This is a genomic window from Aurantiacibacter sp. D1-12 (genome assembly GCF_028858515.1).
GTDB lineage: Bacteria > Pseudomonadota > Alphaproteobacteria > Sphingomonadales > Sphingomonadaceae > Alteraurantiacibacter.
This window is the reverse complement of sequence record NZ_JAPJZJ010000001.1, coordinates 510,993-523,537: the sequence shown is the minus strand read 5'-3', so window position 1 is coordinate 523,537 and position 12,545 is coordinate 510,993. Positions and strand designations below refer to the sequence as shown.

Genomic DNA, 12,545 nt, shown 5'->3' with positions numbered 1-12,545 from the left:
AGGCAATGCCTCCGCGTGATGCAAGGCAGCATAAGGGCCAAATGTCGGCTATTCTTGGGGAGTTTCCACCAACGGTAGGCGATGTACGCTGGATGACCGTGGTGATGCTCCTTCGTTGAGCGCTCCGCCCTCGCCGTAAATGTCCCATTGTCCGCCCCCGATGTAGTACAACGAGTCGCCCGTAACCGCGCCACCGAGTGGCTCGGTCCACGCCGGATTGGCCATCTCCAAAATACGGTGCGATGCGATCACGCCAATACCCTGCCCCAACGTGAAAGCGGTGATGCGGTGGGGCTGAACACCGTTCTGCACCGCGATCAGTTCGTTGCCTCTCAACCAGAGACCATCAACGCCATCGAGCAACATCGGCTCGGCCGCACGCATACGGTAGGCAGTACGGCTGCGGATCATGACCTGTGCAAGGCCGTATCGATAGTCGCTGACATAGAGCGCCGCATTGTCCGGCCGAACGGCAATGCCCTGCGGTGAGCGGAAGGTGCCCGGCGCAATGAAGGTCTGCATCGTCGCATCGCCCAGCGCGGCCATGTAGATCCCACCACCTATCGGATCGCTGCCGTAAACGGTTCCATCGGGGCCGACGGCGATGTCGGAGATGCTCACGCCTTCTGGAGCGGGAACACGGCGACGCTCTTCAAGTGTGATGCGGTCAATGGCGATCACGCCACGGAACGCCGTTTCGGGATCGGGTGTCGGGTCAACTACGCCCGAGCCGACCCATATCAGTCCACGCGGTGCATCGAGCGCGATCCCGGCGAGGCTGCCCGCATTCTCGATAGCCACCTCACGCCAAGCCTCGCCGTCATCCTGAACGAACAGTCCGCGCGATACGATGCTTGTAGCGAGCGTCCGCTGGTTACTCTCGTCGCGCAACACGCTTTCCGGCAAGGCCACCGATCCGGGTATTTCGGTAAATGGCGAACTCGAATCCCCCAACAGTTCCGCCTCGGCATCAAGCCTGGCAGCAAGGGCAGCAGCGTTCACGCGTGCTTCTTCTCCCAGATTGCCGCCGATCTGGCCCAAGGCACCGTCGCTCAGCCGGTAGCCGCGGTCGAGATGCCATTCGGCGTGTAATCCGACTGCCTCCCAGTCCTCTTGCCGAAAGTGCAAGGTCAGACGTCGCAGGGCGACTGAAGATGAGTCCGGAAAATCTTCCCCGAGCAACTCAAGCCCTGCTGTATCCGCGATCCGCGCGGTTCCTGCATCCACCGCCCGCCATTCAACCGGAGCGCCCATACCCTCTACCGCAATCGCTGCCTCTTCGGGCGGCAGCACCGTTCCCGGCAATTCAATACGCGAGGCGCATGCAGAAGTTGAGAGAGCGGCGGCGAGCAGGAAAATAGGTCGAAGCATGTGCGCGTGATAATCCCGCACACAGTCTGCTGTCACCCCTGCCCGGCAGCTTTTCCTATTTGCGCGCCATGAAACTGAGCAGCTTCTTCGCCCGCGCCCCATAGGGCGGCTTCAATCCGCCAAGCGCTGCGACATCCAGCTTGGGCTGCGTGTAGACGCTGCGCGCGTGGCTGAATTCCTTGAAGCCTTCCGGGCCGTGATAGCAGCCCATTCCGCTCGGACCGATGCCACCGAAAGGCATGTCTTCGGCCGAGATGTGGAAGATCACATCGTTCACTGTAACGCCGCCCGAGATGGTTTGCTTGAGCACCTTCTCGCGCTCGCCTACATCCTCGCCGAAGTAGTAGAGGCCAAGCGGGCGATCACGACCGTTGATCCGCTCAATCGCCTCATCAATGTGGCTGTAGGTCAGGACGGGCAGCACGGGGCCGAAAATCTCCTCGCGCATGGCCTGCATGTCGTCGCTGGGATTGCGAATAACGGTCAGCGGCATCTTGCGCTGGTTGCCAGCGGAAAAATCCTCGTCCGCCGGATTGATCTCGATAACATCGCCGCCCTTTTCACGCGCATCGGCAACCATCTCCTGCAGCCGTGCGAACTGTTTATCATTGATCACGCTGGCGTAGTCGGGATTGTCGCGTAGTGCGGGATACTGATCCATCGCGCCCAGTTCGAGCGCAGCGATCATGCCGTCTTCCATTTCTTCAGGGACAAGAAGGTAGTCGGGCGCGAGGCAGATCTGCCCGGCATTCATCATCTTTCCCGTCACGATGCGGGACCCGGCCTGCTCCAGATCGGCGCTGCGACCGATCACCGTCGGGCTCTTGCCGCCCAATTCAAGCGTAACCGGCACGAGGTTTTCCGCAGCCGCACGCATCACGTGGCGTCCAACCTCTGTCGATCCGGTGAAGACAAGATGATCGAAGGGAAGCGACGAAAATGCCTGCGCCACTTCGACACCGCCGTTGGCGACGGTCACTTCGTCTTCAGAGAAATATTGCGCGACCAGTTCGGCAATCAGGTTGCTGGTGACGGGTGTAAACTCGCTCGGCTTGATCATCGCGCGGTTGCCCGCAGCCAGAACCTGCGCGAGCGGACCGAAGGCGAGGTTCACGGGAAAATTCCACGGGCTGATGATGCCGATCACGCCCTTGGGTTCGAAACGAAGCTCCGCCTTCGCGCCCACCAGGCCTAGCGGAAACTGCACACTCCGGCGCTCGGGCGAGGCCCAACGTCGCAGATTCGATTTGCAATACTTGGTGAAGGTGATCGCGGCCATCACATCGGTAATCATGCTCTGCACTTCAGAGCGGTTGCCATAATCCTCATTCATGGCATCGCACAGCGCGGCATCGTTCTCGGTCAGCAGCGATAGCAAGCGATCTAGCCGGTCCTGACGTACAGACAACGGTTCGGGGCGTGCTGCTACAAAGGCCGCGCGCTGCGCGTCCAACAGTTCAGTGAGCCATTGCTGGGTCGGCTTTTTAGTCGGCATAGATGCCCCTTCTGAGTCTCAGTCCAGTCATCGGACGCATACATATGTCCAATGCACGGCGTTTGCTTTTGTTGCACCGCACCACTAAATAGCGCGCCATAACGAACATCACTTTGTGACCGAAAGGCAAACAATCAATGCCCGCTTTCAATGAATCCGATCCGATTGTCATTCTCTCCTACGCCCGTACGCCGATGGGCGCCATGCAGGGCGCGCTGGCTGATGTAGCCGCGACCGATCTCGGCGCGACAGCAGTGAAGGCTGCTGTCGAGCGCGCAGGTGTTGCAGGCGAGGACGTTGACCGGGTTTACATGGGCTGTGTTCTGCCCGGTGGTCTGGGCCAGGCCCCTGCCCGTCAGGCAGCTCTGAAAGCAGGCCTTCCGCTCAGCGCGCAGGCAACCACAGTCAACAAGGTTTGCGGCAGCGGCATGCAGACGGTGATCATGGGCGCTGAGGCGCTTGCCACCGGAACGGTCGACACCGTGATTGCAGGCGGCATGGAAAGCATGACGAATGCGCCATACCTGCTCAAGAAACACCGTTCGGGCGCGCGCATCGGCCACGACATGGCTTACGACCACATGTTCCTCGACGGGTTGGAAGATGCTTACGAGCCCGGCCGCGCAATGGGCACTTTTGCGCAGGACATGGCTGATAAGTATCAGCTAACCCGCGAATCGATGGACGAATACTCGATCGCCTCGCTCGACCGCGCCAACAAGGCTATCGAAAGCGGCGCATTCGCCGATGAGGTCGTGCCCGTCACATTCTCTACCCGTCGTGGCGACGTGACTGTCGACACCGACGAAGCGCCGAGCAAGGGCCGCCCGGACAAGATCCCGCAGCTGCGCCCTGCCTTCGCAAAGGATGGTACCATTACCGCTGCAACCTCGTCGTCGATTTCGGACGGTGCGGCCGCTGTTGTCCTGACGCGCAAGAGCGTGGCGGACGCCAAGGGCCAGACCCCGGTCGCAACCATCGTTGGCATGACCGCCCACGCGCAGGCTCCGGAAGAGTTCACCATCGCTCCGGTCGGCGCGATCCAGAAGCTGCTCGAACAGACCGGCTGGAGTGTGGATGATGTCGACCTGTGGGAAGTGAACGAAGCGTTTGCCTGCGTCGCCATGTTCGCCATGCAGGACATCGGCATCGATCATGACAAGATCAACGTGAACGGCGGCGGCACCGCACTGGGTCACCCGATCGGAGCCAGCGGCACGCGCATCATTGTTACGCTCGTCAATGCACTCAAGCAGCAAGGCAAGAAGCGCGGCATTGCCAGCCTGTGCATCGGTGGTGGTGAAGCGACAGCCGTTGCGGTGGAGCTGGCCTGAGTTACAAAGTTTACAAGGTAAAGTGTTGACGGGCGCGCAGGTTTATTGGACCTTCCCGCCCATCTGTGCGTTGGGGGACTAAACCAGCGTAGGTTAGATTAATTTGAGGGAGTAAGTTCATGAAGAAGATTATCGCAGTAGCAGGCGTATTCGCTCTGGCCGCATGTGGCGGCAGTGAAGTGGATGAGCCGGCTGAAGCCGAAATCGCAGAACCTGTGGCCGAAGCCACAGACACCACCGCAGGCACCTACGAAGGTACCGATGCGGAAGGCGTCGCATTTTCCATGACGTTCAACGAAGACGGTACTTTCACCGATTCGTCCGCAGGTGAAGTTGTCCGCACCGGCACCTGGACGCATGACGATGTAAACGGCACCTGCATCGTGGAAGAAGGCCTTCTCGAAGAAGCCGAGCCGATGTGCTTCGAGATCAGCGAAGCCGCTGATGATGGTACGGTTACTGTCACCAATGCCGACGGTGAATCGATGACGATGTCGAAGACGGACTGATCTGTATCAGCACCAGTTTCAACGTAGCGAAAGGGCGGCCCGCGGGTCGCCCTTTTTCTTTGCTGATTTGCCAAATGACCGACAGCCGCCTAGCTTCCATGCTCCACAACTTGGGGGGATGGAATAATGCGTAAAATCGTATCTGTATGTGCTGTTCTGGCTCTGGTTGCTTGTGCTCAACCGGCAGAAGACGAGGCCACCGACGAGATCGCCGATGAAGCGATGGCTGAAGAAACGGCCAGCATTGCCGGCACCTATGAAGGCACAACTGACGAAGGCGAAGAATGGACCGGCATCATCAATGAAGATGGCACCACCGAGATAGTAATGGGCGGCGAAGTAGTCGATTCCGGCACGTGGCGAACAGATGAAGCAGGCGCGACTTGCTTCACGATGCAGCCGCAAGAAGGCGAAGAGGAAGCAACCGAGAATTGCTATACCTTCAGCGAGCCTGGTGAAGATGGAAGCGTTGTGGTGACTAACGCCGAAGGTGAAGAAAACACGATGATGAAGGTCAGCTAAGACCAGAGCCATAAAATGCAGAAGGGCGGCCTGCGGGTCGCCCTTTTTCATGGGTGCTTACGGCTCTCCGTCACCCCACAGGCGGTCTGCCTGAACCCAGCCACGGCGGCCTTCAACGTTGAGATTGCACCAACCTTCAAGGCATTCGCCCAGCTCGCCAACCACGCCGGGTTCGAGGTTCCACCACAGCTCTGCGCTCTCGGACCGACCGCCACGCATGGGCGCAAGCCCCTCTCCGACAACAAGCGCTGTGCGCTGGCGGCTCAAAAGCTCGGCATACATCCACCCGCGCGTGCCATCGTGCTCCTCAACATAGCGCCAACCCTGATGGAAGCGGATCACCTTGATCGGCATTCCGTCACGGTAATAGGTCCACTCGATCGGATAGCGTTCGCTAGGTCCTGTGCGCATGTTCACTTCTTCCGAAGCAATGCTTGCCCAATAAGGCAGCTCGGCATCCTGCGCAGCCGCAGAAGTCGGAAGGCCGACAGTAAGAAGTGGTAAGAGCAATGGAAGAATGCGCGTCATGCGCCACTAACTAACCTTGCCCACAGAGTCGCCGCAACCATTACCTTACCCTCTCTTGCTAGTCCTTTCGAATTGGTCAAAACTACACGCCTGGTCAGCGCACTGCCGTGTGCCGGATAAGAGGGGAAATACATGCTTCGCAAACTGGGCCTCGCCGCCGCATTAATGGCTCTGCCGCAGGTAGCGTTTGCACAGGACGGTATGACCAATGTGGCGGCCAATGAAACCGGGGACACGGCCTGGATCCTCACATCCAGTGCGCTCGTCCTGCTGATGGCCCTGCCGGGCCTTGCGCTGTTTTATGGCGGGTTGGTCCGATCAAAGAACTTCCTCTCGGTTGCACTCCAGGTCGCTGCCGTTGCCGGTGTGGCATCGGTGTTGTGGATCATCGTTGGCTACACGCTCGCCTTCGGACCCAGCGTTGGCGGCGTGATCGGTGATGGCGACAAGTGGATGCTGATCAATCTCGATATCGTGCGCGAAGGCATGTTGCTGCCTGAAAGCACTTTCGTTCTGTTCCAGATGACATTCGCCGCCATCACCCCTGCGCTGATGGTGGGTGCGTGGGTAGACCGCGCGCGTTTTGGCTGGGTGGTGACCTTCTGCGCGCTCTGGGGGCTGCTGGTCTATGCTCCGGTTGCTCACTGGATCTGGGGCGGCGGTTGGCTTGGTCAACTGGGTGTGACGGACTTTGCAGGCGGCCTCGTCGTGCACACAACTGCGGGCGTTTCGGCACTCGTCGTTGCCTTGTTGCTGGGTAAGCGGATGGGCTTCCCCTCCTCTGCCCTGCTCCCGCATGCGCCCGCTCTCACCATACTCGGCGCGATGCTGCTGTGGGTCGGCTGGTTCGGTTTTAATGGCGGAAGCGCGCTGACGGCGACGGACGATGCCTCCTCTGCCATCATCAACACCCACGTCGCGGCCGCTGTGGCCGCACTGGTCTGGCTGCTGATAGAGAAGATAAAGTTCGGCAAACCGACCACAGTGGGCTTTGCCACAGGCGCGATTGCCGGCCTTGCCACGATCACACCTGCTGCGGGCTATATTGCACCTGGTGGAGCGATCCTGCTGGGTGCGGCAGGAGCCGTAGTCTGTTACGCGGCAATCGTTCTGGTGAAGAGCAAATGGGCTATCGACGACTCGCTTGATGTCTTCGCCGTTCACGGTGTCGGAGGAATGGTCGGTTCGCTTCTGCTCGGTTTGTTCATCTGGAGCGGCCTTGGCGGCACGGGCTACACTGCGGCGGGAGATATTCCCGCAGCGCTTGGTGTGCAAGCGTTGGGCGTTGTTGTCGTTGCGCTGTTTAGCGCCTTTGTCACAGCCGTTCTGGCTGTCGCGGTGAGCCTGTTCATCCCGATGCGCGTGAGCGAGGAAGAGGAGCTGGAGGGTCTCGATATGGCCAGCCACGGCGAGCGCAGCTGGAACTTCGACTGAGCCCAACCAATGACTGAAGCTGACCTGCGAATGCGGCCCGGCTGCATGGCCGATGTAGCGACCTATCGCCGCGGATGGCGCCTGTTCTGGGACCCACAAGGCCGATCATCGCGGACCGAACTGGCGATGTTGAGCGTGCTACCTCTCATCCCGATCAGCCTCTTGAGTGCGCTTTTTGCGATCCTGGGGATCAATGCCGACCCGCCCAAATGGCTTGTCCTGGTCATGGCCGCGACAATCGTATTGCCCCTGCCCGCTGCCATCGTCCGCAGGCTGCATGACACGGGCCGGACCGGATGGCTTGCGCTACCCGTTTTTGCGCTAATGGCGGTCAGTTTCTATGACGGGTGGCTGGATGCGATAGCGAGCTATCCGGACAACGATCTCTGGTACAATCGCGAAGGGATGAAGCTTCTGTTCTACGCCTGCTGGCTAGGGGCAGTTGTGATGCTCATCTGGCCACCCAAGGACGAAAACAACCCCTACGGCCCCAACCCTCGCCCCGCGGAAAAGACGATCTAGCCGCGCTCTGCATCCAGTTCAGCCATCTTGCCGATGATCTTCTCGATGCAGTCTCGGGATGTGCCGATAGTGAAATGCTGCGCGTCGATTTGCAGGCGATGGTCGCTGTCGCTCTCTCCACCGCAAGCACATTCAGGCGCGACAATGCCATCCACTGCAGACCATACGGAAAGCGTTGGTACAGGAGGTTTGCAAGCGAGATCGGCGTCAAAAGGCGTGTCATCGACCTTGTGGTCATTGATCGCTTCGTAAAGCGCCCACGCCGAATTCCCGCGCCGTGATCCTGCGATAGGGCTCGCCACGGTCACCACCATGTCGACATGTTCGGCCTCGCGATTGGCGAGAACGCGCGCGTAGAGGCCGCCGAGGCTCCACCCGACCAGCACGACCTTCTGGCCGGTTTCAGCGTGCAATTGCGCAACGCGAGCCTGCAACCGCGCCATCTTCTCCGGGTCGGCACCAAGATTGATACCCTGCCGCCAGCCTTCAGGCACAAACCCACGCGCTTTGAGTGTACGCCGGAGCAGCGTGGTCGAGATATCGCCCGTCGTCAGGCCGGGAATGACAATTACAGCTCGCCCGCGTCCGATCTCCGGCCCCTTGCGTGGCAGGCGGAGTGGATTGAGGAGAACACGGGGAAGCGACAAGCCCTCTCGCAAGGTCCGCCGGATGGGCGGAGGAGAAGGCTTGTGCTCTACCATCAATCGCCGGTCAGAATACGTTCCACCAATTCCTTCACTGTCGGCGTGAAGTTGTTGGAATAAAACGGGTCCTGCTTGAACCGATATGCCGCATGACCGGCAAACGCGAGGTTCTCGTCAGGATCGCCGCCATGGGCGATATCCTGCAGTGTTTTCTGGATGCAGAAGCTGCGCGGATCGGCGAGGCGGCCGGTCGTATGATTGTCATGGTCCTTCCAGCTGGAGAACTGGCAGTGCGAAAGGCAGCCCATGCAACCCTGCTGGTCTTCGCGGATCTGCTCCGCGCTTTCGGGCGTCACGAATACGACCGTGTTGTCCGGCGTCTTCATTGCCTCGGTAAAACCTTCGTGCATCCACGCCTGCGCCTTGCGCTGGTCGCCCGGGTGAACGAAGAAATATTTCGCCTTACCGTGATCCATCAGCGGCACCGTGCCCTCTTCCTCATCACGCTTGAAGATCGGGATCTGGCGTTCACTACGGTGCATAAGATCGTAGAGGAACGGCGTCTTCACCGCGCTGGAATAGAAACCGGTGGGTGAGAATTTGTGCAGCAGCACGTCGCCCGGCTCCACGGTACGGAGCATGTCTTTCCAGACTTGCGGGATCGGACTTTCCTTCGTCAGCAGCGGACGCGTGCCGAACTGGAAGGCGATTTTGCCGAGTTCGGGATTATCGATCCAGTCTTCCCATTCGCGCAGGAACCAGACGCCGCCTGCCATCACGATGGCGGTGTCTTCAGAAACGCCTTCTTTGCGCATCGTTTCACGCAGCGCTTTTACGCGCGGATAGGGATCTTCGGGCTTCTTTGGATCTTCGGCGTTGGAAAGGCCGTTGTGCCCGCCCGCAAGCCAGGGATCTTCATAGACCACCGCCGCCATCAGGTCGGGCACCTTCGAATAGCTGCGCTTCCACAGCGCACGGAAGGCGCGGGCCGAGCTGATGATCGGCAGGTAATGGACGTTAAAGCGCTGGGCGATTTCAGCGAGTTTGTAGGGCATGCCGGCACCGCAGGTCACACCAGTGATCAGCCCCTTGCAGTTTTCCAGCACCCCTTCGAGCACGCGCTGCGCGCCGCCCATTTCCCACAGCACGTTGATATTGATGGCACCTTTCCCGTTGGCCATCTCATGCGCGCGCTTCACCTGTTCGGTCGCACCGTCGATGGCATAACGGACAAGCTGCTCGAACCGTTCGCCACGCGTGGCTTGCGGATAGACTTGCGGGATAGGGTTTCCATCGCTGTCATAGCTGTCTGCATTCACGGCACTAACGGTACCGATACCGCCAGCAGCCGCCCAAGCGCCACTCGACATGTGGTTCGTGGCCGAAACACCCTTGCCGCCTTCGATCAGCGGCCAGACTTCCTTGCCGCCGTACATGATGGGTGTGAGACCCTTAAATGCCATTATCTTCCCCGTCTGAGCCCTGGTGCGCTTCAAGGTCGGCTTCCAGAGCCGCATCCTCTGCACCTTCGGTCTCGGTGATTGTTATCTGTTCAGTATCATCGCCCGGCTGAACGCATGGCTCAATATCGCGCGGATCGGGTCGTTCTCCAACGACTTCGAACTGCGCATAGTAGCCAGCGATCTGGGGCTTGCGAATGAATTCCACGAGGCGATAGCCGACCCGTTCGAATTCACAAAACAGCAATTGCGGATTGATTCCGTGCTGATCGGTGGGCCGGTCGACATCGACCACGATCACCTGGCCACCTTCGCGAAGCGCGGGCCGCATACGCCAGATGAAGGCATATGGCTCGGTAATCTCGTGATACATATGCACCATGAAGATACGGTCGAAGCTGTTCGGGGGCAGGTTCGGGTCATCGATCCCGCCGGTGATGACAGAGACATTGTCCAGTCGCTCGCGCTCGACACGACTGCCAAGGCGGCGCAACGCGCCATCATCGATGTCCTGGGCCAACACGCGGCCCTGATCACCCACTCGGGCAGCAAGGCGCACGGTGTAATAGCCTTCACCAGCACCGATATCAGCGACGGTCATGCCTTCGGTAATCGCCGCTTGATCCATCACGGTTTCGGCTTCACCGCGATCATCGCGTGCGGTTTCGGTGGAGAAAGCATTGCTGCCAAGATCGGATACCGGGCGATAGGCACGCGGGAAATCGAGCGAGCTCTCGGGCCGATCCTCGTCAGCCACATCGCACGCAGTCAGCGCTGTGCAGGCGCAAACGCCCGCAAGAATCCGGATGGCAATCCCACGTTTCATCACGCCGCCTCTAGCGAGTGCCGCGCTGCTTGGCAAAGCTGTAAATCATGGAATGGGCAGTGCCCGCATCCCGGCAATGAAGACGTTGAATGGCAAGTCCCCCTGCCGCCACGGTGATTGCCGCCCGTCTGTCGCCATGTTCACCTCCACCGCCGTGCGCCGCATCGCTTCATCAAGCGACTGGCGGCGCGTGATCTGCTCGCTGAATGCTCTGGCAAAGGGGCTGCCAAGTCCTGGCGTATCACCATCCTCCGCCACATTGCCGGGCTCCGTCGAAAACAGGACAACTGCAGAGAGCCCGCGAAGATTGCCCAGCTGCGCAAGGCCCGATGCCGCGTCCGCCAGATCATCAACCGACAAGGCGACGAGCTGCCGGGTAGACCCGGTCACTTCAACCGCTCGGAATTCCTCCATATCATCGGCCATGGCAAAAGGATTGGATCGGCAGGCATCGACAATCACCACCGCCCCGCGCGCCGCAGAAGTGAGGCGCTGCATAATCAGATCGAGCGATATGAGCGATTCCCCGTCCGCTGTGAGGAAGTAGTTTACACCGCCAACCTGGAACCCGTGACCGGCGTAGTAGAACAGCGCGATATCATCCGGCTCCAGTCCCGCGACAAACGCTTCCAGGCCCGCTTCCCAATCCTCTGCAGTCGGCTCGCGCAACACGGTAACATCGTTGACCGAGGTTCGTCGCAAAGCCGCTTCGAGCAGAATCGCATCCGCCAGCGGATTGGCGAGCTCAATCGCCGGATTGTCCGCGATTTCATAGTTCGACGCGATAATCAGCGCCTTGGTCTCGGCGCTTACCGTCTGCGGCAGGACGACAAGGATGGCAGCAAGGACAAGAGTGACCAGTCGCATCATAGCCTGAAGGAAATCCCCAGATTGACCCCGTGATTGACGCGTGCATCGCTGAAATCGAACTCCCCCGTCAACGGGAAGATCACCACCGCGCGGTACCGCACGTCGATGGCAACATCCTGCCCGAGCAGGAATTGCAAACCCACTGCCATATCGGGCCCGAAACTGATCTCTCCGGTTTCAGTACCCGTATCGGTGAAGGTACCTGCAGTTACACCGTTGTTGAAGGCCGTGCTGAGGAGCTGTTCACTGTCGGGCTGATAGCCTGCCTGAACCATACCGCTGAAGAAGGCATTGATGCTGTCGTCTATCGGGACGAAAGCCGTGCCGCCGAACCGTGCCGTAAAGGTTTCGACACCGGTTTCTGCAACCAGATCAAATTCTCCGGGAAAGCTGTTCAGAGTAAAGTTCGGGTCTTGCAGCAGGAAGGTGACAATTTGATCCGAAGCTACTGCATTGAAGGCAGCCGTATCCGTCCGGTCGAGCCGTTCATACCGCACGCCTGCGGTGATCGCGAAGTTCTCGTTCACCCGCCGCTGCCACGTCGCTTCTATATCGAGCCGATCGATCTGCGTTTCACCAGTGAGGGTTCGAACCTCAAGATCGTTGATTTGTGAATTGAGAAAGGTGACTTCGACAGACCGGGTGGAAACAACTTCCACCGCACCGCTTCCGCTGCCGTACATCGCCGTAACGGTGAACCGATCCCGGTCATTCCCGAAATTGATCATCCCCCCATACATGGCGAAACCGATCTGTTCGGCGCGCTGGGATTCCGAAAAGCCGGTCTCCAGCACATTCACCGGTACACCAACAAATGCCTCCAGCTCATCCCGGAACACCTCGTTCACGAACACGTCAGTGTTCTGGATACTGTTGAGATCGGTGCTGCGCAGGTTCGAATTATCGAAGTAGTAAGCAACGCGCGGGCCAATCACGATCTCAGCCTGGGCTGAAGTCGCGGCGCATGCAGCCACCAAGGCAAAACCTGCTGTTCCGGCACGAAGAACGTTCATAGACCCCCCTGTCATTG

13 protein-coding genes are annotated in these 12,545 nt (G+C 59.5%); 5 read left to right on the top strand and 8 right to left on the bottom strand.

Features of this window, described 5'->3' with window-relative positions; genetic code table 11:
• Positions 1-48: 48 nt before the first annotated feature.
• Positions 49-1,371, bottom strand: a complete 1,323-nt coding sequence (locus OOZ52_RS02585) for a hypothetical protein (protein ID WP_274696915.1) — start codon at positions 1,369-1,371, stop codon at positions 49-51.
• Positions 1,372-1,426: 55 nt separating this feature from the next.
• Entirely contained in the window at positions 1,427-2,866 is a 1,440-nt protein-coding gene (locus OOZ52_RS02580; RefSeq protein ID WP_274696914.1) for a coniferyl aldehyde dehydrogenase, read from the bottom strand.
• A gap of 137 nt (positions 2,867-3,003) precedes the next feature.
• Between OOZ52_RS02580 and OOZ52_RS02575 the strand changes: the two genes are divergently transcribed.
• The 3 genes from OOZ52_RS02575 to OOZ52_RS02565 all read left to right on the top strand — a co-directional run bounded on the left by OOZ52_RS02575 (position 3,004) and on the right by OOZ52_RS02565 (position 5,231).
• Entirely contained in the window at positions 3,004-4,200 is a 1,197-nt protein-coding gene (locus OOZ52_RS02575; RefSeq protein WP_274696913.1) for a thiolase family protein, read from the top strand.
• Between the two features lie 119 nt (positions 4,201-4,319).
• Positions 4,320-4,709, top strand: coding sequence for a hypothetical protein (locus OOZ52_RS02570; RefSeq protein ID WP_274696912.1), 390 nt, complete (start codon positions 4,320-4,322; stop codon positions 4,707-4,709).
• 126 nt (positions 4,710-4,835) lie between these two features.
• Positions 4,836-5,231: a hypothetical protein gene (locus OOZ52_RS02565; RefSeq protein ID WP_274696911.1), complete on the top strand. Its 396-nt coding sequence runs from the start codon at positions 4,836-4,838 to the stop codon at positions 5,229-5,231.
• A 57-nt stretch (positions 5,232-5,288) separates the two neighbouring features.
• Here OOZ52_RS02565 and OOZ52_RS02560 read toward each other — a convergent pair whose 3' ends face one another.
• Positions 5,289-5,759: an SH3 domain-containing protein gene (locus OOZ52_RS02560; RefSeq protein ID WP_274696910.1), complete on the bottom strand. Its 471-nt coding sequence runs from the start codon at positions 5,757-5,759 to the stop codon at positions 5,289-5,291.
• Between the two features lie 132 nt (positions 5,760-5,891).
• Here OOZ52_RS02560 and OOZ52_RS02555 point away from each other — a divergent pair, with 132 nt between their 5' ends.
• Both OOZ52_RS02555 and OOZ52_RS02550 read left to right on the top strand, forming a co-directional pair.
• Positions 5,892-7,193, top strand: a complete 1,302-nt coding sequence (locus OOZ52_RS02555) for an ammonium transporter (RefSeq protein WP_274696909.1) — start codon at positions 5,892-5,894, stop codon at positions 7,191-7,193.
• 9 nt (positions 7,194-7,202) lie between these two features.
• Positions 7,203-7,715 (top strand): DUF805 domain-containing protein, encoded by a 513-nt coding sequence (locus OOZ52_RS02550; protein ID WP_274696908.1) that lies wholly within the window; start codon positions 7,203-7,205, stop codon positions 7,713-7,715.
• On the opposite strand, the gene OOZ52_RS02545 is transcribed toward OOZ52_RS02550, so the two are convergent.
• Genes OOZ52_RS02545 through OOZ52_RS02525 form a run of 5 tightly spaced genes read right to left on the bottom strand, consistent with a single transcriptional unit; the run spans position 7,712 to position 12,528 of the window.
• Positions 7,712-8,362 (bottom strand): alpha/beta hydrolase, encoded by a 651-nt coding sequence (locus OOZ52_RS02545; protein ID WP_274696907.1) that lies wholly within the window; start codon positions 8,360-8,362, stop codon positions 7,712-7,714. The genes OOZ52_RS02550 and OOZ52_RS02545 overlap by 4 nt on opposite strands.
• Positions 8,363-8,415: 53 nt before the next feature.
• Positions 8,416-9,822, bottom strand: coding sequence for an NAD(P)H-dependent flavin oxidoreductase (locus OOZ52_RS02540; RefSeq protein ID WP_274696906.1), 1,407 nt, complete (start codon positions 9,820-9,822; stop codon positions 8,416-8,418).
• Positions 9,812-10,645 carry a class I SAM-dependent methyltransferase gene (locus OOZ52_RS02535; protein WP_274696905.1) on the bottom strand — a complete coding sequence of 278 codons (834 nt, stop codon included), beginning with the start codon at positions 10,643-10,645 and terminating at the stop codon, positions 9,812-9,814. Before OOZ52_RS02535 ends, OOZ52_RS02540 begins: the two co-directional genes overlap by 11 nt.
• 45 nt (positions 10,646-10,690) lie before the next feature.
• On the bottom strand, positions 10,691-11,515 hold the full coding sequence (locus OOZ52_RS02530; protein ID WP_274696904.1) for a caspase family protein: 825 nt from the start codon (positions 11,513-11,515) through the stop codon (positions 10,691-10,693).
• Entirely contained in the window at positions 11,512-12,528 is a 1,017-nt protein-coding gene (locus OOZ52_RS02525) for a hypothetical protein (protein WP_274696903.1), read from the bottom strand. Before OOZ52_RS02525 ends, OOZ52_RS02530 begins: the two co-directional genes overlap by 4 nt.
• Positions 12,529-12,545: the final 17 nt, after the last annotated feature.